This window comes from Brachybacterium sp. AOP3-A1-3 (assembly GCF_052378285.1).
Taxonomy (GTDB): Bacteria; Actinomycetota; Actinomycetes; order Actinomycetales; family Dermabacteraceae; genus Brachybacterium.
The window spans coordinates 296,938-321,694 of the sequence record NZ_JBQSXM010000003.1 but is presented as its reverse complement, the minus strand read 5'-3'; the positions used below and the strand labels follow the sequence as shown (position 1 = coordinate 321,694).

The 24,757-nt window shown below is 70.0% G+C and carries 25 protein-coding genes; 8 read left to right on the top strand and 17 right to left on the bottom strand.

Features of this window, described 5'->3' with window-relative positions; genetic code table 11:
- Positions 1-61: 61 nt before the first annotated feature.
- A complete protein-coding gene (locus ACT3T5_RS06720) occupies positions 62-940 on the bottom strand; it encodes a hypothetical protein (RefSeq protein ID WP_444593944.1) in 879 nt (292 codons plus the stop codon).
- 377 nt (positions 941-1,317) lie between these two features.
- The gene (locus ACT3T5_RS06715) at positions 1,318-1,683 is read right to left on the bottom strand and encodes a hypothetical protein (RefSeq protein ID WP_444593943.1); all 366 of its coding nucleotides are present in this window, start codon (positions 1,681-1,683) and stop codon (positions 1,318-1,320) included.
- 162 nt (positions 1,684-1,845) lie between these two features.
- Between ACT3T5_RS06715 and ACT3T5_RS06710 the strand changes: the two genes are divergently transcribed.
- A complete protein-coding gene (locus tag ACT3T5_RS06710; RefSeq protein WP_444593942.1) occupies positions 1,846-2,739 on the top strand; it encodes a response regulator transcription factor in 894 nt (297 codons plus the stop codon).
- On the opposite strand, the gene ACT3T5_RS06705 is transcribed toward ACT3T5_RS06710, so the two are convergent.
- From ACT3T5_RS06705 to ACT3T5_RS06690, 4 genes are all read right to left on the bottom strand, one after another.
- Positions 2,732-3,139 (bottom strand): hypothetical protein, encoded by a 408-nt coding sequence (locus ACT3T5_RS06705; protein ID WP_444579975.1) that lies wholly within the window; start codon positions 3,137-3,139, stop codon positions 2,732-2,734. The genes ACT3T5_RS06710 and ACT3T5_RS06705 overlap by 8 nt on opposite strands.
- A 158-nt stretch (positions 3,140-3,297) precedes the next feature.
- Positions 3,298-3,537, bottom strand: coding sequence for a hypothetical protein (locus tag ACT3T5_RS06700; RefSeq protein WP_444593941.1), 240 nt, complete (start codon positions 3,535-3,537; stop codon positions 3,298-3,300).
- 193 nt (positions 3,538-3,730) lie between these two features.
- Positions 3,731-4,198, bottom strand: coding sequence for a TetR/AcrR family transcriptional regulator (locus ACT3T5_RS06695; RefSeq protein WP_444594017.1), 468 nt, complete (start codon positions 4,196-4,198; stop codon positions 3,731-3,733).
- A 44-nt stretch (positions 4,199-4,242) separates the two neighbouring features.
- Positions 4,243-6,921 carry a LuxR C-terminal-related transcriptional regulator gene (locus tag ACT3T5_RS06690; protein WP_444593940.1) on the bottom strand — a complete coding sequence of 893 codons (2,679 nt, stop codon included), beginning with the start codon at positions 6,919-6,921 and terminating at the stop codon, positions 4,243-4,245.
- A gap of 1,169 nt (positions 6,922-8,090) precedes the next feature.
- Between ACT3T5_RS06690 and ACT3T5_RS06685 the strand changes: the two genes are divergently transcribed.
- Positions 8,091-8,354, top strand: coding sequence for a hypothetical protein (locus ACT3T5_RS06685; RefSeq protein ID WP_444593939.1), 264 nt, complete (start codon positions 8,091-8,093; stop codon positions 8,352-8,354).
- A gap of 78 nt (positions 8,355-8,432) precedes the next feature.
- Here ACT3T5_RS06685 and ACT3T5_RS06680 read toward each other — a convergent pair whose 3' ends face one another.
- Both ACT3T5_RS06680 and ACT3T5_RS06675 read right to left on the bottom strand, forming a co-directional pair.
- On the bottom strand, positions 8,433-9,497 hold the full coding sequence (locus ACT3T5_RS06680) for a Gfo/Idh/MocA family protein (RefSeq protein ID WP_444593938.1): 1,065 nt from the start codon (positions 9,495-9,497) through the stop codon (positions 8,433-8,435).
- A gap of 11 nt (positions 9,498-9,508) precedes the next feature.
- The gene (locus tag ACT3T5_RS06675) at positions 9,509-10,054 is read right to left on the bottom strand and encodes a YdeI/OmpD-associated family protein (RefSeq protein ID WP_444593937.1); all 546 of its coding nucleotides are present in this window, start codon (positions 10,052-10,054) and stop codon (positions 9,509-9,511) included.
- A gap of 159 nt (positions 10,055-10,213) precedes the next feature.
- On the opposite strand from ACT3T5_RS06675, the gene ACT3T5_RS06670 reads away from it, so the two are divergent.
- The 3 genes from ACT3T5_RS06670 to ACT3T5_RS06660 are packed head-to-tail and all read left to right on the top strand — an operon-like array spanning position 10,214 to position 13,339.
- Entirely contained in the window at positions 10,214-10,684 is a 471-nt protein-coding gene (locus ACT3T5_RS06670) for a MarR family winged helix-turn-helix transcriptional regulator (RefSeq protein ID WP_444593936.1), read from the top strand.
- Positions 10,681-12,501: an MDR family MFS transporter gene (locus ACT3T5_RS06665; RefSeq protein ID WP_444593935.1), complete on the top strand. Its 1,821-nt coding sequence runs from the start codon at positions 10,681-10,683 to the stop codon at positions 12,499-12,501. The genes ACT3T5_RS06670 and ACT3T5_RS06665 overlap by 4 nt, the downstream gene beginning before the upstream one ends.
- Before the next feature lie 28 nt (positions 12,502-12,529).
- Positions 12,530-13,339, top strand: a complete 810-nt coding sequence (locus ACT3T5_RS06660) for an NADP-dependent oxidoreductase (protein ID WP_444593934.1) — start codon at positions 12,530-12,532, stop codon at positions 13,337-13,339.
- Between the two features lie 24 nt (positions 13,340-13,363).
- Here ACT3T5_RS06660 and ACT3T5_RS06655 read toward each other — a convergent pair whose 3' ends face one another.
- The 4 genes from ACT3T5_RS06655 to ACT3T5_RS06640 all read right to left on the bottom strand — a co-directional run bounded on the left by ACT3T5_RS06655 (position 13,364) and on the right by ACT3T5_RS06640 (position 16,372).
- Positions 13,364-14,422 carry a hypothetical protein gene (locus tag ACT3T5_RS06655; RefSeq protein WP_444593933.1) on the bottom strand — a complete coding sequence of 353 codons (1,059 nt, stop codon included), beginning with the start codon at positions 14,420-14,422 and terminating at the stop codon, positions 13,364-13,366.
- 294 nt (positions 14,423-14,716) lie between these two features.
- Positions 14,717-14,926 carry a hypothetical protein gene (locus tag ACT3T5_RS06650; RefSeq protein ID WP_444593932.1) on the bottom strand — a complete coding sequence of 70 codons (210 nt, stop codon included), beginning with the start codon at positions 14,924-14,926 and terminating at the stop codon, positions 14,717-14,719.
- A gap of 68 nt (positions 14,927-14,994) precedes the next feature.
- On the bottom strand, positions 14,995-15,819 hold the full coding sequence (locus ACT3T5_RS06645; protein WP_444593931.1) for an SDR family NAD(P)-dependent oxidoreductase: 825 nt from the start codon (positions 15,817-15,819) through the stop codon (positions 14,995-14,997).
- A gap of 109 nt (positions 15,820-15,928) precedes the next feature.
- The gene (locus ACT3T5_RS06640; protein WP_444593930.1) at positions 15,929-16,372 is read right to left on the bottom strand and encodes a DoxX family protein; all 444 of its coding nucleotides are present in this window, start codon (positions 16,370-16,372) and stop codon (positions 15,929-15,931) included.
- A 173-nt stretch (positions 16,373-16,545) separates the two neighbouring features.
- Between ACT3T5_RS06640 and ACT3T5_RS06635 the strand changes: the two genes are divergently transcribed.
- Positions 16,546-17,094, top strand: coding sequence for a hypothetical protein (locus tag ACT3T5_RS06635; RefSeq protein ID WP_444593929.1), 549 nt, complete (start codon positions 16,546-16,548; stop codon positions 17,092-17,094).
- A gap of 67 nt (positions 17,095-17,161) precedes the next feature.
- On the opposite strand, the gene ACT3T5_RS06630 is transcribed toward ACT3T5_RS06635, so the two are convergent.
- A complete protein-coding gene (locus ACT3T5_RS06630; protein WP_444593928.1) occupies positions 17,162-18,529 on the bottom strand; it encodes an outer membrane protein assembly factor BamB family protein in 1,368 nt (455 codons plus the stop codon).
- 112 nt (positions 18,530-18,641) lie between these two features.
- On the opposite strand from ACT3T5_RS06630, the gene ACT3T5_RS06625 reads away from it, so the two are divergent.
- On the top strand, positions 18,642-19,604 hold the full coding sequence (locus tag ACT3T5_RS06625; RefSeq protein WP_444579758.1) for an L-lactate dehydrogenase: 963 nt from the start codon (positions 18,642-18,644) through the stop codon (positions 19,602-19,604).
- A 3-nt stretch (positions 19,605-19,607) separates the two neighbouring features.
- Here ACT3T5_RS06625 and ACT3T5_RS06620 read toward each other — a convergent pair whose 3' ends face one another.
- The 3 genes from ACT3T5_RS06620 to ACT3T5_RS06610 form a co-directional block, all read right to left on the bottom strand.
- Positions 19,608-19,958 carry a YrhK family protein gene (locus ACT3T5_RS06620; RefSeq protein ID WP_444579760.1) on the bottom strand — a complete coding sequence of 117 codons (351 nt, stop codon included), beginning with the start codon at positions 19,956-19,958 and terminating at the stop codon, positions 19,608-19,610.
- 104 nt (positions 19,959-20,062) lie between these two features.
- Positions 20,063-21,112 (bottom strand): patatin-like phospholipase family protein, encoded by a 1,050-nt coding sequence (locus ACT3T5_RS06615; protein WP_444579762.1) that lies wholly within the window; start codon positions 21,110-21,112, stop codon positions 20,063-20,065.
- Between the two features lie 14 nt (positions 21,113-21,126).
- The gene (locus ACT3T5_RS06610) at positions 21,127-21,657 is read right to left on the bottom strand and encodes a MarR family winged helix-turn-helix transcriptional regulator (protein ID WP_444579764.1); all 531 of its coding nucleotides are present in this window, start codon (positions 21,655-21,657) and stop codon (positions 21,127-21,129) included.
- A 147-nt stretch (positions 21,658-21,804) separates the two neighbouring features.
- Here ACT3T5_RS06610 and ACT3T5_RS06605 point away from each other — a divergent pair, with 147 nt between their 5' ends.
- Positions 21,805-22,740 carry an NADP-dependent oxidoreductase gene (locus tag ACT3T5_RS06605; RefSeq protein WP_444579766.1) on the top strand — a complete coding sequence of 312 codons (936 nt, stop codon included), beginning with the start codon at positions 21,805-21,807 and terminating at the stop codon, positions 22,738-22,740.
- A 144-nt stretch (positions 22,741-22,884) separates the two neighbouring features.
- On the opposite strand, the gene ACT3T5_RS06600 is transcribed toward ACT3T5_RS06605, so the two are convergent.
- Positions 22,885-24,549 (bottom strand): ATP-binding protein, encoded by a 1,665-nt coding sequence (locus tag ACT3T5_RS06600; RefSeq protein ID WP_444593927.1) that lies wholly within the window; start codon positions 24,547-24,549, stop codon positions 22,885-22,887.
- Positions 24,550-24,757 lie beyond the last annotated feature (208 nt).

Here is a 24,757-nt window from a genome sequence, read left to right as displayed (position 1 = left end):
TTCGGCCGCGAGTTGCGGGATCAAGGAGTTCTCGGGTGTCGGAGATCCTCGCCGGAGAGCCTCAGTCGTCGTTGAGCTTCTCGCCCCGTTCGCGACGGCGCTGCACGCGCTCACCGATCCCACGGGAGACCTTCCCGCGCGCTGAGCGCGCCCGCTCAGCTGCACCGCTGCCGAGGCGCTTGGCGATATCGACACCAGCAGCGCCCGTGTCCTCCACGCCGATCCGGACGCCGTCACGCATATCGGCCGCAGCCTCCACCCATCGTCTTGTCGCCACGGATTCGTGCTCGCCCTCGAGTCCGAGCCGGCCGCGAAACGCGGCCACGTCGGCCGTGACGCTGTTGCTCGAACGCACCACCGACGTGGCAGTGCCCGGGTGCAGCAGCACCTTCGCGTTGGCGATGCCGGCTGCGGCGTCGGCGCGTTCCAGAAGCATCGCGGTGCTGGTCGCAATCTTCTCGAGCCGGTTCTGCCGTGCCGCTCGCAGAGCAAGGCGGTGGCGGTCCAGTTCCCTCGGTGCCGTCTCCAGCACCCGCTCGAGCTCGAGCACATCCTTCGCATCCAGCAGCTGGACGGTGCGCGCGAGCACCGCGAGCCATTCTCGGATCTCAGGCTCAGCCTGCTTCGCCGCCTTTGCGATATCGGCCATCGCCGTCTTGCTCTCGATCTTCACGGCAAGGGCATCAAGCCGTCGCAGCGAGTAGGCCTGCGCGCTGGCGATCGTGCCTGCGGTGGACTGCACCTGATCCCACGTGGTTTCCGGAACTCGGCCCAGGCTCTCTCGGATGGTCATCGCGTCCTCGATCACGAATCCCGCACCGATCATGCCTGCGAGTGCCGCATCCTTCTGTGCGCGGAGTACGTCGTCGACCTTCTCGTCGATCTCGGCGAGATAGTCGGTGATCTCGTCCATCGACTGCTGCATCGCGACCTGCGCCATGAGTCCGGCAGCGCCCGCGAGCATCACAGGGTTGGTGAGCATTGACCCTGGAGTCTTCGCGAACTCAAGGATCGACGTGATCTTGCCCTTCTCCGTCACGACTGCTCGACTGATGCCCTCGGTGGAGCCCTTCATCGCGGCACCCACCGTGAGCTTCCTCGCGGAGTCTTCGGTGAGCTTCACCCAGCGGCCAGCATTCGCCGAAACCTCGGCGGCGGCTGTGAAGACTCCGAACCCGGCCCGCAGGGCGGTGCCCTTCCCAGCGGTGGAGCGCAGTTTCTCCACCGGGAGCTCTCGCGAAGGGACGCCCGCAGAGCCAAGAAAGTCGTCGACAGCTGCCGGATCTCCGATGATGGCCAATCCGTCACCATCGCTGATCACGTGGATCTCAGACTCCATGGGGTCTCCTGACGCGGGCGAAATGCGGCGACATGCCGTGTGGAAACGGTAGCGGACCCCTCGGACAGAGATCGCTGCGCACCCAGTGCCGAACCGGACGGCAAGGAGTGGAGGGCACGCAGCCCTTCGCCTCCACCACGAACGGCGACGGCAGGATCGTCGGTCGGGCGCTCGGCCTTGCCGGGATCGCTACGCGGTGGCGTCGTGCGCGCCATCGCCCACGCGGGGCCCGCACCCCGCGGCACCTGATCGCTGGCCCTGTCCGTGAGCTCGTCGAGCAGCGACACGTCGACCCTGTCGCCATTGATCAGAGTCGCGATGCCCTGCATCGTCGCGGCCAGCACGAGGGACACCTGCTCGGGTTGCCGAGAGCCACGTCCCCGGAGTCCTGCCCCTGGGTGATCTGGTCGAACTGACGCGCTGAAGATCTGTGGTGGACCGTGAACATCCGCGGCTACGGAGTCCCGATATCGTGGGGGCGGAGAAGAGCACTGGGGGTGTCTTGCATGGACCGACGCGTTGCCGTCGTCGTCGAGGACGACGAAGACATCCGAGAGCTCATGGTGGCTCTTCTGGGCCAGTCCGGATTCACGGTGCACGAGGCCGGGACCGGCACCGCTGGGGTTGCTGCCGTGCGCGAGAACGAACCCGTGGTCGTGACCGTCGACCTGGGGCTGCCGGATATCGACGGCTTTGAGGTCACCCGCCAGGTGCGCCAGTTCTCCGACGCCTACGTGGTGATGCTGACGGCCCGCACCGAGGAGATCGACACCCTCCTGGGCCTGGAAGTCGGCGCAGATGACTACGTCACCAAGCCGTTCCGCCCCCGCGAGCTGCGAGCTCGGATCGAGGCCATGATGCGCCGGCCCAGAGTCGGGAGAACCACTCCGGTGACCCCGGCCTCTCCGACTGCGCCCTCGGACGCCACTGCAGGAGGTCCGGCCGGATCCCTCGTCGCGGATGCTCCTGCGCCCACGGTCCACGATCCGTCGGGGAGAACCGGAGCCGCTGCCGGATCGGTGACGGGGGCACCGATGCCCACCGCTGCATCCGCGGCAGAGTTCCGTCTGGAGTCGGAGGGGCTCGAGCTGTATCCGAACCTTCACCAGGTCGTGGCCGACGGACGCGAGGTCCCGCTGACACCGACCGAGTTCGTGCTGCTGGAGACGCTCATGCACAGCGGACAAGTGGTGCGGTCCAAGGCCGAGCTGGCCCGGACCCTTCGCGGGGATGAAGCGGGCGACGGCACCTTCGTGTCGGGGGCCGACGAACGCACCGTGGAGGTTCATCTGGGGAACCTGCGGCGCAAGCTCGCCGACGATGCGAAGGAGCCCCGCTGGGTCCAGACCGTGCGCGGGGTGGGCTATCGCATGGCGGGCGGCGTTCGAGGCATCAGGTAGTTCGGGCCGCGGGCATCCGGGAGTGGCGGAGGTAGATCAGCAGCTGGCGGACGGTCTCAGCTGCCAACCCGCGCAGGGCCTTCATGCCCTCGGCCCGGCAACCAGCGGCAGACCAGCGCTCCCACGACGCTGACGCACGGTGCTCCGTGTCCTCCTGGAGGCCGGAGACCAGAGCTGCGAGGGCCGGTGCCCCGGCCTGCGCCGAGGACGTCTTGAGGCTGAGGACGGCGTCCATCCAGTCCTCGTGGTCCTGGGCGGCCAGGGCGTGCTCGAGGCGTGCGATGCGCTGGGCCAACATGGCGACATAGCGACGGAGGAATCCACACAGGATGTCGGCGTCGCCCAGCTCTTCGCCCAGACGGTGCAGCGCATCAGTATCAAGCACCGGGGCAGTGGTCATGGCCTCAGCATGCCCCGTCATCTGCAGGACGGCGGGGCGAGATCGCCATAGATTCCCTCAAGATCGGCCGGAGAGCGTCCTTCCCCCAAGAACGCCTCAAGACGGGTGGTGCAGATCTGTGCCGAACCTTGTGCTGATCCTCGTCGGGTCACGGCGGGTCACTTGAGGTGCCTGGAGTTGGGTGGAGCTATCGGAAGAACGAGGGCCGGTCCGGGCATATGGCCGGTCGGCCGGACGCCGAGCTGGATGATTGCGGATCCATTGCCGACCGTGCTGCCCGACGTCGACGCCTTCTCGTCGAAGCTGTCGGAGAGTGGGCAGTTGATCGTCGCCTCGACGCGTTCATGAACCTGCACGACCAGAAGGAATCCAGAACTACGATCAATGCGGAGAGCCATGGACGCGACCGAATTCAGTGACCTCGATGGTGATGCCCTCACCGTCACCACGAACCCCGATGGCGTGTGGATCACGTGCACCCAGGGCCCACATGAGGTCACGGTGGGACCGTTGCCGATGAATGATCTGCTCGGGGCACTGGGCAGGACCGCCACGTTGACAGGCGCGAGGGGATGACGGCAGCGCCATCGCTCACGCGGGGCCCGCACCTCGCAGGAACTGATCGGTGGCCCTGTCCGTCAGCTCGTCGAGCAGAGACACGTCGACCATGTCGCCATTGATCAGCGTCGCGATGCCCTGCATCGTCGCGACCAGCACGATGCTCACCCGTTCGGGATCCCCGGATGCCACGTCCCCGGATTCCTGCCCCTGCGTGATCAGGCCGAACATCAGGGCGAAACCGGGCTCGGCGGCGGCGCGCACGTCCTCGGCGCCCTCGCGATGCTTGCTGGAGAACATCAGCTCCAGCAGGGCGGCGTTGTCCGTCGCGAAGCGCACGAAGGTGTTCACAGCGGCTCGCAGCCGCGCGGGGAAGTCCTCGCCGGCGCCGTCGAGCGTGCGTCGAACCTGAGATTCCAGACGTTCGAAGCCGGTGATCGCCAACGCGTCCAGCAGAGCCTGCCGGTCGCGGACGTGACGACGCGGCGCCCAGCAGGGCATCACGGAGGCTTCCGTGATGGTCGGGCCGCTCGGCCACGGTCCGCTCATCCCGCGCGATGCCGCGCGTCCAGCTCCCCGGCCAGCACCTTCATGAGCTCGAAGCGTGACGTCACGCCGATCTTGCGGAAGATGTTCGTGAGCCGCAGCTCCACGGCCCGCACGGAGAGGAACAGCTCGTGGGCGATGGCCTGGTTCTTCGCACCCGTCGCGAGCAGCTCGACGACCGCCAGCTCCTTCTCGGTGAGGAGATCGAGCAGGGGAGTCGTCTCAGGGAGCTCCTCGGCGGGTGCGCAGGGAGCGCCCCCCACCTCCACGCCGATCTCGCGGAAGATCTCTCGGGCCCGCAGCGTCGCCGTCTCGGCCTCCTGCCGCTGACCCAGGCGACCGTGCAGGAACGCGAGGAGGTACAGGGCGCGTGCCCGGAGGTACTCGTGGTCGCCGTCGGCCCAGGTGTCCAGCGTCGTGCGGAGCGCCCGGAGGGAGGCCTCGTCGTCCAGCACGAGGGTGTCGCAGATCGCGAGGGCGCGCGCCGCCCACGCCGAGGGCATCTCGCGTGCCGAGGCGTGGAACTCGGCGAGGATCTCCTGGGCGGCGCTGCGGCGCCCGACCCGCACCAGGACGGCGATGAAGTCGACGTGGAATCGCAGGAGCTGCGGGTTCCGCAGCGGGCCGGAGAGATGGCGGGCCCGATAGAAGTAGTCCGCAGCCAGCTCGAACTCGTGCCGGGACATGGCGATCCGTGCCTGACGGATGGCGACCTGCGCCTCCTGGGCGGCGCCGGCGCCCGGGGTGACCAGGCGGATCCCCGTGTGCAGACCCTCCGTCGCCGCGTCGACGTCCCCATCCATCGACGCGATCATCGAGGCCATGTACGCGTGGTTGACCACGAAGTGCGACTGGCTGCGGACGAAGAGGTCGATCTGGGCGAAGGCGTCGCGGGCCCGGTGGTACTGGCCCGCACGGAGCTCGTTGGAGAACGTCACCTGCAGGGCGAAGATCGTCCAGAACGTGCCGACGTGCGGACTGTGGTTGGTGACGTCCTCCAGGGCCGAGCGCGCCTCGGCGTAGCGCTCGGCCAGGGAGAGGGCGCGCGCGGTGAGGATGCGGGACGCCTCGACCCCCAGACCGTCCCTGATGATCCCGGACCGCCTGCTGACGTCGCACTCCCCGGGCAGGCTCTTCCCGGTCAGTCCCGCCTCGTACGCAGCGGCCAGCTCGGTCAGGGCGCGCACGATAGGGGCCTGGTCCCCGGCGAGGGAGGCGCCGCGGGCGATGAGTTCCTGGGCGCCCGTGAGCTCCCAGCGCTCGAGCCGGGCGATCGCTGCGACGCAGAGCAGCTCGGCGCACTCGGTGGGGTGCGACGTCCCGAAGGCTTCCACGGTGCGCTCGATGCCGTGGGCGACCACCTCCTGGCGACGGATGTAGTCCAGGAGCACTGTGAGCAGGGCGAGCCCCGGGGGGACGGCCACATCGAGGTCGCGGCCCCGGGCCATGTGCAGGTAGCGCCGGGCCAGGTTGAAATGCGCATCCAGCAGCAGCGTCATCGACAGCCGACACAGGTGCTCGGAGAGGTCGCCGTCGGAGTTCAGCGCGAGGCCGCGTTCGGCGAAGTCGACCGCGAGCCGGGTCCAGCCCTGTTCCGCGAAGGCCCGGGCGGCCGTCAGGAGATCGGGGCTGTGCCGCGGATCGTGCTCGACGTAGCTCGCGTGCCAGGTGCGCAGCTCGGGATAGCCCTCGCCCGCAGCACCGGCGAGCTCCGCGTGGATCGCCAGGCGGCCGCGGGCGGTCAGTGCCCGGTACGCGGCGGAGCGGATCGGCGACGAGACGATGTAGATGCGGCCGTACTCCTGGATCACGAAGCCGGAGGCGACCAGCTCATCCAGGGCCTCCCGCGAGGTGCCTTCGACGCGGTCGAAGAGCCCCACGGGCGTGAAGGGCGAGGTCGACAGATAGTCCAGCGACTCCCGGGCGATCGCGCTGAGCGTGGCCAGCTCGGCCTCGATGAGCGTGGCGAACCTCGACCCCGTGCGCATCGCGATGGGGAAGGGGGCCTTGCCCGTGAGCACGTGCTCCGGGAGCTCGTCAAGGATGCTCTTGAACGCCATGGGGCTCCCGCCGGAGGCGCTGGCCACGTGCTCCAGCGCAGAGACGGCCGTCGAGGAGGGCGTCAGCGAGCGGCCCAGGTCCAGGAGATCGCAGATGTCCAACGGTTCCATGCGCAGGCGATGCAGGCCGTGGAAGGGGCTGCTGGGCGGCATGTCGCACACGGAGATCACCACCCGCAGCTCCGTGATCCCGGAACGGCGGATCACATATCCCAGAATCTCCTGGCTGGCAGGATCCAGGAGGTCGGCATCGTCGATGACCACGAGGGACGGTTCGCGACGGAAGGACTCGATGCTCGCGTACAGGCTCTGAGAGATGGCCTGCGGCGTCGACCCGATCCCGGGGTGCAGGAGATCCGAGATGGACGCGAGGCAGTTCGTGTCGAGCACGCTGTCGAGAGTGGCGAGCAGCGCTGATAGGCCGGCGTAGGGCCAGGACTCCTCGATCTCACTGCCGCGCATGGCGACCACGGGCATCGCGCTGGAGGCGGCGAGCTCCTTGAGGAGCACACTCTTGCCGGATCCCTCGGGGCCGAGGACGGCGACGGGCTGGGGCGCGTCGGCGGTGACGATCTCGGTGAGATCCGCCAGCTCGCGTGCTCTGCTGAAGTACGCCATGACTTCGTGAACTCCGACTTCCCATGAGCGCTGCGCCACTGTGTGCTCAGATCGGCTGAGTGCCCCGATCCGTGAACGACGTGACGGGCGCGCCCATGCCCTCTCGACGTTGCATGGTCCGTGCTGCCCCGGTGCACCGCTGACTCGCGGAAAGCGCCATCATCTAAGATTCTGGCACCGGTTCACCTCGCGATGCTCCGCTTTCGCGGAGAGACGTTGTTCACGATGTCGTCGACAATCGCGCTGGTGACGAGTTCCGGGTGGCGCCCGCGGAGACGCGGCCAACCGACCCGTGGGGTCGACGGCAACTCGTCGGTGCTCCTATCTCCCCTGGTCAGCGGCACCTCCCAGCGCCGCTGGCCCGCGTGGACCACCAGTCCCACGCCCGGCGCATGAATGCAGGCGCACCCCCGGCTAGATCCGACGCACATGTCGGAAAATGTGCGGTACGCGAGCACCGCCCCTGTAATCCCCGTCCCACAGGTATCCGCAGGATCCCGCACATCGGGCGGCGAATCGGTTCATATCCCGCACAGAATCCGCAGGACGGCACGATTTCCGGCACGCGTTCTCTAGGGTCTCCCTAGGGTCTGAGGTCCAGAGGCCCGGCTCCTTCGCCCCGGTGCTCCCGGATCCGGCGGGGTGGGTGCGAGGCGAGCGCAATCGGGCGCCCGCACTCGGAGCGAACCAGCGGAACAGGGGGATGACGATGTGCACGGTTATCGATTCCTCGAGCATCCAGCTGCCGGGTGGTGAACCCGAGCGGTCGCCGACCTCGAGATCTGCAACCGGGTTCGGCGCGCGGCGCACGGCCCGGACGCCACGCAGCAGACTCCGGACCTGCTGGATGAGCCCCGACGTCGGGAACGGGAAGTAACCCCGCCCGCTGAGGGACCGGTCCGCCGAGGGCCCGCCCTCCGCGCTCAGCACGTCGTGGCGATCGGGGACGGGACGTTCGCCTCCTCCCCGCAGACACGACCATCGCTCGCCGCCGGGCAGCCGGAGCCGGCTGCCACCGGGCGCGACGTCGGCCGGTGACCCGGCCGCGACGGACGCGGACGAGGAATGCCGCCGCACGGCACGGCCTCCCCTCGTCGCTCCACCACCCCGATAGGCCCGCAGCGGCCACCACCAGCACCTTTCCAGTACCACGAGCAATGCGGAGAACCATGGATTCGATCGAGATCAGCGACCGGGACGGCGACGCCCTCACCATCACCACCGGGGCCGACGGTGTGTGGATCACGTGCACGCAGGGCCCCCACGAGGTCACCGTGGGCCCGTTGCCCACGGACGACCTGAGCGCGGCCTTCGCCCGGGCCTCCGCCGCGGCGCACACGGTGCACCCCGGCCCTTCGCAGGTCGCCCAGTTGCACACCAGCCGGACGCGAGCCGACGAGACGCACGCAGGTCCCGCATACAACAGGGGGTGACGGCGCCTTGCCCGGCTCTGGCGCAGCGTGATGCTCCAGCGGGGCAGCCTGCGTCGTTCTCTCGTCGGATCGTGGAGCTCAGCCCTCGAAGCGGTCGGGGGAGAAGGTGGGGTGGGGAGCGCGGTGCGCGGCCTCGATGAGCGTCAGGACGTCGACCGAGTCCTGCGGGTCCACCGGGACGGGGGAGCCGGTGCGCAGGGCGTCGGCGAGCTCGCGGTAGTAGCGGCCGTAGTCGCCGGTGCCCGGAGGCGTGCGGATCACGTCGGCGCCGGAGCTCAGCTCGCCGCGGGCGTCCTCGGACTCGTGCCCGAATCCCGGGGCGTCCGGGGTGGTCCCGGACCGCAGTGCCGCCTCCTGGGGATCCTTGCCGACGGTGCGCCAGGCGCCCTGGTCGCCGGAGACGTGGAACCGCGGCCCCTCCAGTGCCGACAGGCTCGACATGGTCAGGTGCGAGGTCACCCCGCCTGAGTGGGTGAGGATCAGCTGCGCGACGTTGGCCGGGCCTGCGGCGGGTCCGGCGGTCCTCACCGCGGCGAGGAGCTCCGTGACCGGCCCGAAGAGCTGGACGGCCTGGTCGATGAGGTGGGGCCCGAGGTCGAAGAGGATCCCGCCGCCCTCCGTGACAGGCGTCTGCGCCTTCCAGCTGCGCTCACCCGCGGGCTTCCACCACTCGAAGCGGGACTCGAACGTGTGGATCCGGCCGAGCTCGCCGGCCTCCACGAGGCCGGTCAGGGTCAGGAAGTCGGCGTCGTACCGACGGTTCTGGAACACCGACAGGCGCCTACCCAGGGCGCGGGCCTCCGCGATCAGCGCCTCGCCCTCCGCACTGGTCGGGGCGAACGGCTTGTCGACCACCACGTCCAGGCCGGAGTGCAGGGCGGCGCGGGCCAGGGCGACATGCGAGGAGGGCGGCGTGCAGACGATCACCAGGTCGAGGTCCGGCGCATGGGCGGCGATATCGCTGGGGTCCTCGATGATCAGCGCACCGGGGTGGTCCTCCCGGGCCTGGGCGGCCCGCTCGGGATTCGAGGTCGAGATGATCGCGACCTCGTAGGCGGGATCCACAGCGAGGAAGGCGCCGTGGAAGAACCTCCCGGCGACGCCGTAGCCCAGGATCGCGGCACGGAGCGGTGGATGGTTCATGGGTGGCTGGTTCATGACAGGCCGATCAGCTTCCCGCTGGTGGACAGCTCCGGATCCGTGCACGAGGCCAGATCGAAGCAGCAGGGCCGCCGGCTGCCCGTGCGGAGCTTGTCGATCGACACGTCCACGCGCTTCGCGCGGGTGCTCGCGTTCTTCGTGGCGCCCACCCAGCGCACCCACTCCCAGCGGGCCATCGGGGTGAGGGAGTCCCACTGGTGCTCGACGTCGCCCGCGCTCTCCAGCGCCGTCCCGAGATCCTCGGGGACCTCGGGTTCGGGCCACTGCGCGGCGGTGGTCAGAGTGAAGGAGATGCTCGTCCCGTCGGCCGCACCGAGTGCCTCCACCAGCTCGTCATCCAGGGAGATCCAGTGGCCCTTGCGGCCGTCGGGCTCCAGGACCGTCTCGACCTCGTGATCATCCAGGGCGCCGACCATCGCGACCTGGCCGCGGGAGGGGAGCTGCGCGCTCGCGACCTCGGGCAGGGGCACGATCAGGCGGTCGTTGATCGCTTGCGCGATCGCGGCGCCCTCGATGGTGACGGACTTCTTCGCAGCCATGGGCGCTCCTCGGGACGGGATCGGACTCGTGCGCCGTCCAGTCTATGAGCACCACGGTGCCCGGACCCTGGGCCCGCTGAACTGGCCTGACGCTCAGCCTTGCCATCCGGGGACGACATCCCTGAACTATTTGCATGCCACAAACAACTACGCGATCCCATGACCCGCACGGGTGACGCGGGGGCGATCCTCCGCGAACTGGTCAGGACCCTGCGCATCTTCCGGCTCGCCGAGCAGCGCCGCGGGCAGCGCAGCGTCTGGGGGACCGCCAGCGGGGTGCTCCAGTGCCTCGAGCTCCACGATGCACGGCTGAGCGAGCTGGCGAGGGAGGTCTCCGCCTCCGTCTCGGTCACCTCTCGCGCCGTCGACGCCCTGGAGGTCGACGGGTACGTCGAGCGGCGCACCGACCGGAACGATGGCCGGGCCTGCGTCGTCTCCATCACCGATCGCGGCCGGGAGCATCTCCGCGAGCGCCACCACGAGATCGCCGACGGCTTCGCCGACGTGCTGCAGGACTGGCCCGACGAGGACATCCAGCAGGCGCTCGACGTCCTGCATCGACTGAACATCCGTCTCGAGGACCTCACCGTCCTGCTCCGGGACACCGACCGGAAAGGCCCCTCCGTATGACTGACACCCTCCCCGCCCCCGCGAAGGCGCTGCCTCACCGGGAGGTGCTGCAGGTGATGGCCGGCCTGCTGGCCGCGCTGTTCACCGCGCTGCTCTCCAACACCATCGTCTCCACCGCCCTGCCCACGATCATGGCCGATCTGAACGGCACCCAGCGGCAGTACACCTGGGTGATCACGGCGAGCCTGCTGATGATGACCATCAGCACGCCCATCTGGGGCAAGCTCTCGGACCTCTTCGACAAGAAGCGCATGGTCCAACTGGCGATCGTGCTGTTCGTGGCCGGCTCCCTGATCGCGGGCTTCGCGATCTCGATCCCCATGATGATGGCCGCACGCGTCGTCCAGGGCATCGCCATGGGCGGCCTGATGGCGCTCGTGCAGTCGATCATGGGCACGATCGTCTCCCCCCGCGAGCGCGGGCGGTATGCCGGCTACATGGGCGGGGTCATGGGCATCGCGACCATCTCCGGACCACTGCTCGGCGGGGTCATCACCGACGGTCTCGGCTGGCGATGGACGTACTTCGTGTGCATCCCGCTCGCGGTGGCCTCCCTGATCCTGATCCAGCTGAAGCTGCGGATCCCCGCGCGGCCGGCGCGCCCGGTCACCATCGACTACGCGGGCGGGGTGCTGATCGCCCTGACAGCGGCGCTGCCGATGCTCTGGGTCACCTTCGCCGGCAGCAGCTACGACTGGATCTCCTGGCAGTCGGCCGCTTTCGTCGGCGGCTTCGTCCTCACGGCGACCCTCACCGTGATCGTGGAGCTGCGCGCGCCGGAGCCGATCGTGCCGATCCGGCTGCTGCGGAACAACACCGCAGCCCTGATGATCGTCGCGAGCATCGCCGTGGGGGTCGCGATGTTCGGCCCCGCAGTGTTCCTCACCCAGTACTTCCAGCTCGGCGAGGGGCACACCCCGACCGAGGCCGGCCTGCAGATCCTTCCGATGATCATCTTCCAGACGCTCTCCTCCACCCTCGGCGGCATGTTCGTCAGCCACACCGGCCGGTGGAAGCCGATCATGGTCCTCGGCAGCCTCCTCATGGTCCTCGGCCTGGGCGGACTGGGCATGGTCGATCACACCACCGGATATCTCTGGGTCGCCGTCTCGATGGCCCTCGCCGGGGCCGGCGTCGGCACGCTGATCCAGAACATCGTGCTGGCCGTGCAGAACACGGTCGACGTCGCGGACGTCGGCGCTGCCTCCGCCACCATCGCCTTCTTCCGCTCTCTGGGCGGCGCGATCGGCGTCTCCGCCCTCGGGGCGATCCTCACCAACCAGGTCGCCGCGGGCGTCCAGGAGCGCCTTGCCGACAGCGGCGCCCCCGCGGGCGCGATGACCGAGGGCGGAGGCTCGGACAGCACCGAGCTGGACCTGTCCGCGCTGCCCGGTCCCGTCCAGCAGATGGTCCACGACTCCTATGCGGATGGCTTCGGGCACATCTTCCTGATCGCCGGGGTGATCTCCGTGATCACCCTGATCGCCGTGGTGCTCGTGCGGGAGACCGCCCTGCGCACCACCGTCGGGCTGTCCCCCAGCAGCGAGGGCCTTTCCAGGCCCGCCGGCACGAATGCCGGGCATGAGGACTCCCTGGTCGGCCCCGACGGGCGAGCGATCCTGCACGAGCACGACACCACAGGAGGTACCAGGGATGCGCACCATGACCGCAGTCATCACCTCGAGCACACCGAGCACACCGAGCACGCCGAACACACCGAGCACACCGAGCACCCCGAGCACACCGAACACACCGAGACGACCGGACCCTCAGCTCGAGATCGCACGGATCCCGGTTCCGACGATCGGCGCCGGTGACCTGCTGCTGCAGGTCAAGGCCGTCGGCGTGGGCATCCACGACCCGTCGTTCCCGCCCGCCGAGCAGGGCGCCGGACGGGTCATCGGGATCGAGGCGGCCGGGATCGTCTCGGCTGTCGGCCCGAGCGTGACCTCGTGCTGCGTGGGGGATCGCGTCGCCGTGGTCAGCGTGTCGCCGTCCCGGGGCGGGGTGTGGGCGCAGTACGCCGCCGTGCCCGGGGATTCGTTGATCCTCCCGATCCCGGACGGCGTGAGCTTCGAGCAGGCGGCGGCCGTGCCGGTCGCGGCGGGCACCGCGCTGCGGGCGCTGCGCGCACTGCCGGACGGCCCTGCCGGACGCAGGTTGTTCATCGCGGGCGCCTCGGGAGCGGTGGGGACGTTGACCGTGCCCCTGGCCCGCCGGGAGGGATGGGTGGTCGCGGCGTCCGCGTCGGCACCGAACCACGACCACCTGCGCGATCTCGGGGCCGAGCTCACCGTCGACTACCGTGACCCGTCCTGGATCGACGAGGTCCTGCGGTGGCGCCGCGGTGGCGTCGAGGCCGCGATCTCGATCCCGCCGGGCACCACGCACGACGCCATGGCGACGGTCCGCGACGGCGGCGCGGTCGTCACGGTCTCCGCCGACGACGTTCTCGGCATCCGCGGGATCACGGTGGGAGGCCTCGCCTACGGGGCCGAGATCCAGGAGGATCTTCGCGCGATCATGGAGGGCATCGCCTCCGGGACGACCCACGTCGAGATCGAGCGGGTCTACCCGTTCGCCGAGGCCCTGAGCGCCCTGGCGAAGGTGCGCACCCTGCATGCGCGCGGCAAGGTCGTCCTCCGTCGTGCCTGAGCGGACGCGCGCCTCGCCGTGCGCTCAGCCCTCGCTGTAGCGGCGCTGCCTCTCGCGCTGTCCGTGCGTGAGTCGCCGGAGGTCCGTGCTCTGATCGAAGCTCGACCCCAGAGCGCCGGCGACCACGCCCATCGCGGCGCTCAACCAGGCGATGTCGAGGTACGTCGTGAACGACGGGTGCTCCCCGATGATGTCGGCCATGTACGCGGGAGCGATGACGATGAGGCCGCCGGCGAGGATCAGGAGGACGAGCGCGAGATAGAGGGCTGCCACGCAGAGCGACATGGTCAGGACCGTGGAGAGGTTGTAGAGCAGCACGGTGCGGGCCAGACCGGCTCGCTTGGGACGGTCCCACAGCCCGTTGCTGAGTATCAGCCAGGCGATCATGGCACTCATCGCCAGGACGCCGATCCCCAGCAGCCTCGGCGTCGACAGATACGTCGACATCGCCCAGATGGAGCTGTAGAAGATTCCGAAGGCACCGGTGGCGGATGCGGCGGCGAGGGCGCTGGACAAGGTGGGGACCGTGCGCAGCGGTTCATTGCCCGACACCATTCCGCAGACCGTCCGGATCCCGCCCGTGGTCGCACGAGCATGGAGTGCCAGGTGGCCCGGAAGATCCTCGACCTCCGACCACTGCGTCCAGCGACGGTCGAACCCTGTGGGGTCCCGCCGTTCAGCGGTGGGTTTCATGCGGAGCGCACAGCTCATGAGGACGTGCAGGATGCGGCGACGGCTCGCGAAGGCGCCCAGGGTGGGACAGGAGACCACGGCCACCTGCTCCGTGGGGAAGATCTCTGCGATGAGTGGCTTCCCGTCGGTGAGGCGCGGGATTTCCGTCAGGAGGAGCACCGCATCCGGATGCTCGTACTCCTCGGAGAGATCGACGGCGGTGCTCAGATCCAGAGTGTGGTCCGGGCGTAGGCGCAAGGTCTCGGTCACGACGTGGACGGTGATCGGGGGGTGGTACGAATCGTTGAGCAGAGCCTGCAGGTCCTCCTTCACGGCATGCGCGCGCCGCGTGGGTAGCCCGGGGTCCGCGACGAGGAGGATGCTGACGCCGGACGGTGCAGTGGTGGGCATGGATCTCCTGGAGACGACTCGCCGGACGTCCCATCGTCGCAGGCGCACGCCCGTTGTCGGGTCCTCTGCGGAGGGATCGACCAGGCGGTTCGGTCCTGACCCCGGACTGCGGCCAGCCGGCGGGGATCCCGGCCTCGACATCTCGCCGGAATCCAGGATCCCTGATCCGCCACGAGACGGCGCCCGTCGGGAGCTGATCCGACGCAGGAGGTCCGTGATCCTGCGTGGCTGACCGCCGGTATGCCGGACCAGCACCGGCCGGGACCCGACCTGATGGTCGGGCCCCGCGCACGGTCAGTGTCCGTATCCCCCGGACTCCTCAGCATCGGTCGCCTGGGCGGAGGGGGCGTCCTCGTGCTGCTCGGCCTCGGCCTCGGAGAGCTTCTTGGTCTCGTCATCGACCAGCTCAGGCGCGTCGTCGCCCTGCGCACGGGCGTCACCCTGATCCTCGGGGTGCACGGTGGAGTCGTCATCTGCGGGGTGGTGGACGGGGGTGCTGGTCATCAGGGATCCTCCTGCATAGCGGTGATCGGGACCACACTGTATTCCCGTGGCGGGGAGACCGGCTCCGCTCAGCGGGCCGCGGGGTCGAACTCGTCGATCACCGCGTCGTAGCCGGAACGGAAGTCGGGGAAGTCCAGCGGGCCGAGGAAGGATCGCAGCAGCGCCCCGTCCAGCACGGTGCCGCCGCGCGGCGGCGTCGGGGTGCTGGGCGGAACCGGCACCCCGAGTCGGGCCGCGATATGCGCGAGGACGCGACCGAGCCGGGCCGGCTCCTCATCGACGGCATGCAGCAGCGGGGGAGGGGAGGGGTCCAGGAGCAGCTTCTCGAGAGCGCGGACCAGATCGGCCTCGTGGATCCGATTCGTGCGTCGCCCGTGGGGCACGGCGTCGCCGGCCAGCACGCTGCGCAGCAGCCGCTCGCGCCCTGGTCCATAGATCCCTGCGGGCCGGACGATGAGAGCCCCGAAGAGGTCCTCGGCCAGGCGTTCCCCGCGCAGCAGGACCCTGGCGCGCTCGGAGAGCGGCCACGGCGCGGTCGCCTCGGTCACCGGATGCTCGGCGCCGCAGCCCTCGAAGACCCGGGTCGAGGAGACGAAGAGGGTCCGCTCCGGGACGGCGGGCAGCGCGGCGGCGAGGGTCCGCAACGGGGTCCGGTAGCCGTGCTCATCCTCGGGGGGCGGCAGGGTGATGACCATCCTGTCGACCGCCGGCAGCTCGAGCCCCTGGTCGAGCAGGAGGTCTGCGGTGATGCGGGTGAAGGTCTCCGGCAGCTCCGCGGGGGAACGGCGCACGGCCACGACCTGCTCCCCGGCCTCGACCAGTCGGGATCCCAGCCGTCGGCCTATCCGCCCGCACCCCACGAGCAGGGTCGTCCGGTTCGTCGCACCTGTCACAGGGTCTCCTGTCCTCGAACATCTGGTGGCGCAGCATCGACTGCGTGCGGCGCGCTGTCCGCGCCCTTGCGCGCTGCACTGCAGGGCCTGCGGGTTCTGCTTCCCATGGTCAGCGGTCCCGGGATCGCGTCGCGCCCAGCGCGTTCGTGGCCCAGAGCGTGAGAGCGATCAGCACCGGCTGGAACAGGAGGCGGGTGAACCGCTTCGTGTCGGTATCCAGCCCGAAGCCGTCGCGGTGATGGAGCCACTGCGCGATGTTCCCGGGGAACACGGCCACGAAGAAGGCTGCGACGACCCAGCCGACGGCGACCTGACGCCGCACGAGCAGCATCAGGGCCGCGCCCAGGGAGATCTCCACGATCCCTGAGGCGAGGACGGTGGTGTCGGGGCTCACGGGGAGGAGGTCGGGGACCTGCGCCTGGAACTCGTCGCGAGCGACCGTCAGGTGGCTGATGCCGGCGCCGGCCAGTGCGGCCCCCAGGCCGATGCGCACCAGGGTGCGAGGCAGCGAGCGATGCCGCGCCGCAGAACGCAAGGCCGAGTGGTCGGACATGGAGGACCTCAATCTGTCGGGATGCCGAGACGGCGTCGGCACGTCCGTCCAGGATAGAGGACCACGCGGGATCCGAGCGGGCCCTACATCCCGCCCTGTCCCGCTTCCGGACCAGTACTTTTGAGGTATCCGCACGGAGATCCCGCCGCGGATCCCTCCCCGAGGAGTCCCCCATGAGCACAACCCGCGTTCCGGTTCCCCCCGCGTCCACCCGGCCCGCTGACGAGGCCCGCAGGCCCTGGGGCTACACGGTCCTGGGGGTCACCCGCCTCCTGCTCGGCTTCACCTTCGCCTGGGCGTTCCTCGACAAGCTGTTCGGGCTGGGGTTCTCCACGCCCTCCGAGCGAGCCTGGCTCCAGGGCGGTTCCCCCACCAGCGGATTCCTCGGCGGCTCCATCGAGGCAGGTAACCCGTTCGCCGGCTTCTGGGAGTTCTGGCTCAGACTGAACCCCTTCACCGACATCCTCTTCATGGGGGGTCTGCTGGGGATCGGCCTGGCCCTCCTGCTCGGCATCGGGACCCGTGTCGCGGCGGCGAGCGGCGCGGCGATGTATCTGCTGATGTACCTCGCGGCGTTCCCGATGGTCACGAATCCGCTGTTCGACGACCACCTGATCATGGCAGTCCTGCTGATCGCGATGGCCGGCCTCGCGGCCGGTGACCACGTCGGCCTCGGTCGCCGCTGGCGCCGACTCGTCGCGGGCAACCCGTTCCTGATCTGACCGGACGTTCCCCACGATCGGACCGCGCCGCAGCAGGCGGGAGGCCGGGTGCGCGCACCGGCTGCGATCAGGCGTCGCGGGAGAACACGAGCAGCTCGCGGGTCTCCGCATCGTCCCGCACCACGGCGAGCGTGCTCGGCGTGGTGGTCAGGCGCAGCGCCCAGGCGTCCTCCACTGGGGTCTCCGTCAGGTCACCGGTGGCGAGATCGATGCTCGTGATGCCGTCAGCGGTCGCGACGATGATCTCGTCACCGAACAGCTGCGCCGCATCGGGCCGGGGGCCGCTCGCGCCCCCGGCCACCGGCACGCGCCACAGCTCCTCGCCGCTGGAGGCATCGACAGCGAAGAGCACGTCCCCGGCCAGCCCCACGACGGTATCGCCGAAGCCCTGCAGCCAGGGAACCGTTGCGGTGTCGGCGCTCCAGAGCTCCGCCCCGGTCGCGGGATCCAGGCCGACGAGCCGAGCGGCGTGCTCGTCGTCCTCGACGGTGAGGGCCGAGACCACCACGACGCCGTCGGGCCCGTCGACGAACGGGACCGTCGAGCCGGCCTCCGGGGTCGCCCCGTCGGAGAGATCCGCGGGCCAGGTCCAGGACTCGACCCCCGACGCCGCATCGAGACCCGTGATCGACGCGCGAGTGCGTTCATCGTCGTTCCCCCACATGATCGGGCCGACGGAATAGACGTCCCGGGCATCGAGCCGATCCGCGACGACCGTGTCACCGATCCACGTCACCGTCCCCTCGGTCCCCGGCAGGGCCGCATCCCACACCGGCTCCCGATCCTCGAGGCCGTACGCCGAGACGGCCGATCCCGACTCCGCAGGGGTCGCCAGCACCACGGTGCGGCCGTCGGGCGAGACCCCGGCCGCGGCCCGACCGATCCCCGCCCGGTCCAGGCGCTCCACGTCGAGGCAGCCCCGGACCGAGCCGTCCTGCCCGTCGAGGATCGAGAGCCGGTAGATGCCGCCCTCGACGGCGGCGAGGCTGAGCACCGCATCGCCCGCGACCTCGGGCACGGCGGCCTGGCCGGCCTGGCCACGGCTCCAGGACGCCTCGCCGGTGACAGGATCCAGGCTCGTGTCGTGGAATTCGTTCCGCTCGGCGAAGTAGGGGAAATCGGAGACCACGAGGCCACCATCCGTGCGGGGTGCGAGGCGGACGTCCTGCTCGAGCGGCGCCGAACCCAGCAGAGGGCCGATGCCCGGCACCGAGGCGACCTGCTCCACGAGAGCACCCAGACCCTCCGCTGCCGGCTCCGGGCCGAGCTCGTAGTCCAGTGAGCTGTCACCCGTGCTCGTGCCGACATGGCAGCCCCACCACGGGGTGCGGACCACGGCCACGGCGCCGCCGGCCAGGAGCGCGACGACGGCGATGCCGCCCACCCAGACGCGGACGCGGCGAGAGCGGGCGGTGGGAGGAGCGGGCTGCGTCATGCGGGTCAATGTAACCCGGGGGCCCGTGCTCGAGAGGTGGCAGGAACGATCGCTGGACTCTCCGGGGACCACGGTCCCTGTGACAGGCCGGGACGCCTCGTACTGTGGCCCCATGATCGAGAACTCGAAACTCACCGTGATCGGTGCCGGGGCCGTCGGCTCGAGCGTCGCCTACGCGTCCCTCATCCGCGGCTCCGCTCGCCATATCGCGCTCTACGACATCGACCCGGAGAGGACCGAGGCCGAAGTGCTCGACCTCGCCCACGGCACCCTGTTCGCCGGCAGCAGCGACATCACCGGCGGGTCCGACATCGCAGTGGCGGAGGGCTCCCACGTCGTCGTGATCACCGCTGGCGCCAAGCAGCGTCCTGGCCAGACCCGGATCGAGCTCGCCGCCACCAACGCCACGATCCTCCGCTCCCTCGTCCCGCAGGTCCTCGACGCCGCGCCGGACGCGATCATCGTCATCGTCACCAACCCCTGTGATGTCCTCACGATGCTCGCCCACGAGGTGTCCGGACTCCCGACCCAGCGGGTCTTCGCCTCCGGCACCCTCCTGGACTCCTCCCGGCTGCGCTGGGAGATCTCGCGGCGAGCGGGGGTCGCCGCGTCGAGCGTGCACGCGCAGATCGTCGGTGAGCACGGCGACACCGAGTTCCCGCTGTGGTCGACAGCGCGCATCGGAGCCGTCCCGATCCTGGACTGGCAGCAGGAGGGTGCCCCGCTGTTCACGAGGAACGATCTGGACGACATCGCCGCCGAGGTGCGGGATGCGGCCTACCGCGTCATCCAGGGCAAGGGGGCGACCAACTACGCCATCGGCCTCTCCAGCGCCCGCATCGTGGAGGCGATCCTGCGCGACGAGAACGCTGTGCTCCCCGTCGCCCCGGTGCTCGATGACTTCCACGGCATCCAGGGTGTCGCCCTGTCGGTGCCCTGCATCGTCAGGTCCTCCGGTGCCCACCCCATCCGGGACACCCCCTTCTCCTCGTCCGAGCTCGACGCGCTGCACTCCTCGGCCCGGGCGCTGAGCGCAGTCGCTGCCGAGGTGCGCGGGGAGGGACGGACCCGCTGATCCTCAGGCGTCGGGGCGGCGCTCATCACCGTCGCCGACCGGCCTCTTCGGAGCGCCGAACGACACCGGCCGCTCGGGCGCTTCGTCCGCCAGCAGGTCGACGTCGTCCTGGCGGGCCAGATACATCTCGCGGATCAGGCGGATGGTCGGCTTGGTCGCGAAGAAGAACGACCCGACCAGGAAGCAGACCGTGCCCGCCAGCTGCGTCTGCCCGAAGAAGAACAGCACGCTGCCCACGATGAAGAGGAACGCGGCCAGGAAGTCCACGATCGTATGCAGAACCTCGAACGCCGCGAAGCGACGGGCCTGCTGGGGAGTGATCTGGGCATTGCGGGGGTCGAAGAGTCGCGTCATGCCCCCCCATCCTCCCGCTCGGGTGTCCTCCGTGCAGGATTCTCCTGCGCCCGGTCCGCCGGGGTGCGACCCCGCCTGGGGGCCACGGCTCGCCCGCGACGAGCTCACCGAGGTGCGCGGAACCTCGCGACGTAGCGTGCGAAGTCCCATCCCGGCTGGGTGGTGGTGCCGTCGAGGAACTCGATCGCCGCCCGTCGACCCTCCCGGTAGAGCAGTTCACGGTCCGCCGCGGAGAGATCGAACTGGGTGGGACGCACCGCGGCGGTGTCGATGAAGATCGTGCGGGCCACGGCGTGGGAGTCCTCGATGTGCATCCGGTCGTAGAACCCGGTCACCGTGCTCACCACGGCCTTGGCGAACGAGAGCGGCCCGGAGATCCTGGTGACCCCGCCGAAGCCGCTCTCCGGGCGGGCGGAGAGCTTGATGCCGAAGGTGGGCCAGCGCGGGATCTGCCCGGGCGGGAGGTCGAACACCTCGACCGGGAAGTTCGACAGCATCCCGCCGTCCACCAGCCACGTGGTGACGCCGGCAGGGGACGTCCACCGGGTGGGCCGGAAGAAGAACGGGATCGACGTCGACGCGCGCACTGCGTCGACCACCCGCAGCCGCTCCGAGCTGGTGCCCACGGCGCCCGCATCGGTGGGCAGGAACCGCAGGCGCCCGGCCGTGAGATCCGAGGCGGTGACCACCAGGCGGGAGCGCTGGCCGGGGCCGAGCTCCCGTGCTGGGTCAGGATCCTCGTAGAGAAGATCGGCGAAGGTGCCCGTGCGGCCGGGATCGCCCTGGGTGTCCAGCTGCTCCTCGAGCCAGCGGGCCAGGGCGGCGCTGCGATAGACCCCGTTGTGCAGCATGATCGCCAGGGCCTTGCCCGGCAGGAAGCGGGTCCAGAACGGGCCGTCCTGGAAAAGGCGGTAGTCGGTGGCGCGCAGGATCCCCACCATGGCCGAGCCGCTGATCCCTGCTGTGGCCAGAGCCCCGGCGATCGCCCCGGCGGAGGAGCCCGCCACCCGGTTGATGCGGTATCCACGCTCCTCGAGCACCTCGATCGCTCCGGCCAGGGCGATGCCCTTGACCCCTCCGCCCTCCAGGACGAGGTCCACGCGGCGATCGCCGTCGGCCGGTGAGGACGAGGGCGCGGGCTGGGCGGTGACCATGCGATCACCCTAGATCAGGGTTCCTCGGGGTGGTCACGCTCCGAGTCGAGGACAGGCGTCGTCGGGGGCGTGGCACGGGCGTCGAGCTGTTCGCGGACCGGCCCGGCGATGCGGGCGAGGGCAGCTCCGAGGTGGCGCTGCTGTGCGGCGCTCAGCGGGTCGAAGATCAGCTCGCGCACGCGTTCCACGTGGCCCGGGGCGCTCGTGACGACCTTCTGCAGTCCGGTGTCGGTCAGTGTGGCCACTGTGTATCGCCCGTTGTCCGGATCGGGGCTCCGGGTGACCCAGCCGCGCTGCTCGAAGCGGACCATGACCTTGGAGAGTCGGGGCTGGGTGCTGTCGCACTGGGCGGCAAGGGTGCTGAGGCGAAGAGAGTGGTCCGGGGCGCTCGAGAGGCGGGCGAGCACGCTGTACTCATAGTTCGTCGTGTCGGCGTCGCGTTCCAGCTGCCGATCGAGCAGCGTCGGCAGCGCGATCACGATGCTCAGCAGGTCCTGCCATATGGCCTGCTGCTGCTCGTCGAGCCATCGGGGGGAATCGGTCATGCCACAGGAGCATACCGGCGAGGGACGCCGGTTGACTTGCCGAGGAAAGTCCGACAGTCTTCTCGGAGTTGCCCAGGCAAGTCCCGATGTGGCATCCGGCCCTCTTCTCAGACGGCCGCTGACGACAGACATCATGAGGAGAGTCCTGTGAAGGCGATTCGATATCACCAGTTCGGCGGCACCGAGGTGCTGCGCACCGACGAGGTGGAGATTCCCTCGCCCGGCCCTGGTCAGGTGCTGGTGAAGGTGGCCGCGACCTCGTTCAACCCGGTGGACGACCACATCCGTCTCGGAGTGCTGGCCGAGGCCATCCCGACCCCGCTGCCGATCACACCGGGGCTGGACGTCGCCGGCACCGTCGTCGCACGCGGCGAAGGAGTCACCACGGTCCAGGTCGATGACCTCGTCATCGGAATGTTCCCGCTGAACGAGCACGGCGGTGCCGCGGACTACGCGGTCATCGCGGCTGATCTCGTCGCCGTGGCACCCCGCACGCTGCCGCTGACCGATGCCGCCGCTCTGCCGTTGACCGGGCTGGCGGCCCGGCAGGCAGCCATCGGGCTGGCCGATATCCGGTCCGGGCAGAGCGTGCTGGTCAACGGCGCGGGTGGGGCGGTGGGCGGCATCGTGGTGCAGCTCGCTGTCGACGCCGGTGCGACGGTGACCGCCGTCAGCGGGCCCGAGCATGCCGACCGTCTGCTCGGGTACGGCGCCGCCGAGGTCGTGGGGCCGTTGGATCTCGCCGCGGGCCCGCACGCCGTGGGCGGGCCGTTCGAGGTCGTGGTCAACCACGTCCGCCTCAGCCCGGACGGCCTGGCCACGCTGACCGGCTATGTCGCTGACGGCGGCATCGCGGTCAGCTCCGCGGGGGCCGTGCCGGCCGACGACGAGCGCGCCGTGCGGACAGCGAGCGTGTGGGTGCAGCCCGACGGCTCCCACCTGGCGGATCTGGTGTCGCGCCTCGATCAGGGCCGGATCGCCCTCCACATCGCCGACCGCCGGCCGCTGCAGGAGCTGCGCGACGTGCACGACGACGCGGCACAGGGCGCGCTCGTCGGCAAGACAGTCCTGACCGTCGCCTGACGGCCAGTTCACGGTCAGCTGGCCGCCTGGAAGGCGCTGTGGAGGGCCCTGCGAAGCGCGCAGGGCCCTCCGCGGCGTCGGCCTGCTCCGGCCTCTCACGAGCCGCGGCCCGCCCTCACCCCATCCCGAGCAGCTTCCCGCTCCTCAGCTGGTCGACACCCGGTCGACGGAGAGCCGGATCGTGAACGTCGAACCCGTGCCCGGCGTGGACCGCACACTGATCTGGCCGCCGTGGGCGAGCACGAGCGCGCGGGTCAGCGCCAACCCGATGCCGTGCCCCGGGATCGGGCTGCTGCGCGCCGTCTCGGTGCGGTAGTACTCCGTGAACAGATTCGTCTGCTCCTGATCGGACATCCCGATCCCCGAGTCGATGATGCTCACCTCGACCGCGCTCTCGACCACCCGGCAGCGCACCCGGATCGTTCCGCCCCGCGGCGTGTACTTCAGGGCGTTGGAGAGCAGGTTGCTGATCGCCTGGGTCAGCCTCTTCGCGTCCACGAGCATCACCGGGGACTCCTCGATGTCCCCCGAGAGGGAGATGCCGCTCTTCTCGGCCTGCGGCGCGGCAGATTCGAGAACCTCCTGCGCGATGAGCGAGACCCGATGGCGGCGCAGCTCCAGGCCATCCACGGTGGACCGCGTGATCTGATCGTGCAGCAGATCCTGCACCAGGGTGAGCAGCTGCTCGGCATTGCGGTTCGCGACCGCCAGGTACCCGGCGGCGCCCTCGGGGAGCTCCTCGTCATCCATCGCGAGCTCGAGATATCCGATCACCGAGGTCAGGGGAGTGCGCAGCTCATGGGAGACCGCCGCGACGAACTGCTGCTGCGCGCGGACGGCATCGACGTACGAGGACACATCGGAGAAGACCACCACCGCGCCGTCGCGGTTGCCGTGCCGGTCCAGGATCTGCCGTGCCGAGGTGGAGAACTTGGTGCCGGCCTGGCCCGGAGGGCCGGCGGAGATCACGTAGTTGCTGAAGCTCTCCTGGAGGACGGCGCGGCGCACGGGGCGCTGTTCGGGAGGGATCGCCGTGGCCGTGCCCGGGTAGCGCAGCAGGAGCTGCGACTCCTCCGGATCGTGGAGATCTGTCGGGGAGCACAGCTCATGGAACGCCTTCTGGGTCCGGTTCATCAGCACGTCGTCGCCCTCGCGGTCCACCACCACGATGCCCACCGGCACGCTGTCGAGGATGTTCTCGAGCAGTCGCTCCCAGGAGGCCGTGGCTTCCAGCAGCTCCTCCTTCTCCTGGAGCGTCGCCGTCATCCGGCGCGCCTGCCCGTCCAGCACCTTGAGGGCGCCGGCGGCCAGCAGCCCGACCTGGAGCACCGTGAAGGGCAGGAGCAGAGCGCGGGCGATGTCCGTGGAGGTGAGGTCCGGCGCGGAACGCACCAGGGCCGGCCCGGCGATGGCTGCCGCCACGCAGACGGTCGCGATCACCGCGCCGGGGATCCGCAGCCGCGCCACGAGCCAGAGCGCGGGGATGATGGTCAGCAGCGAGACGGCACTCGCCTCGGTGCGCAGCACATCACGGAACAGCCCGACGGCCACGATGTCCAGCACGGGGATGATCGCCCCGCACCAGGAGGGAAGCCGTCTCCACGGAACTGCGAACGCTGCCACCGTGGTCAGCGCGAGGAGGATGAGGCCTGCGAGGTAGGGGCCGCTCTGCACGAACACCGGGCTCGAGAACGAGATCATGAGGGTGAACACGGCGACGAAGGCGAGGAAGTAGAGCTGCTTGGAGCCGCCGCCGGTGGGGGAGACCACCCGGGCGAGCTGACGGGTCACGGATGCTGCGAGGTCCACGGGAATCCGCCTTCACGAGTCAGGAGCCCGCGCCACGCCAGGGAACCGGCTCCGGTCGGTCTGCCCTGTACCCGGAAGTCTCACCCCGCGAGCCGTCCCGGGCAACCATGCACAGCCGGGTTCGGCTGTGATTCTTCCCGAGAGTGAGGATCCAGCGGTCCTGGCGGCCGGCTGACCGTGCGGACGCAGTCCGTGCTCCCCGCGGATC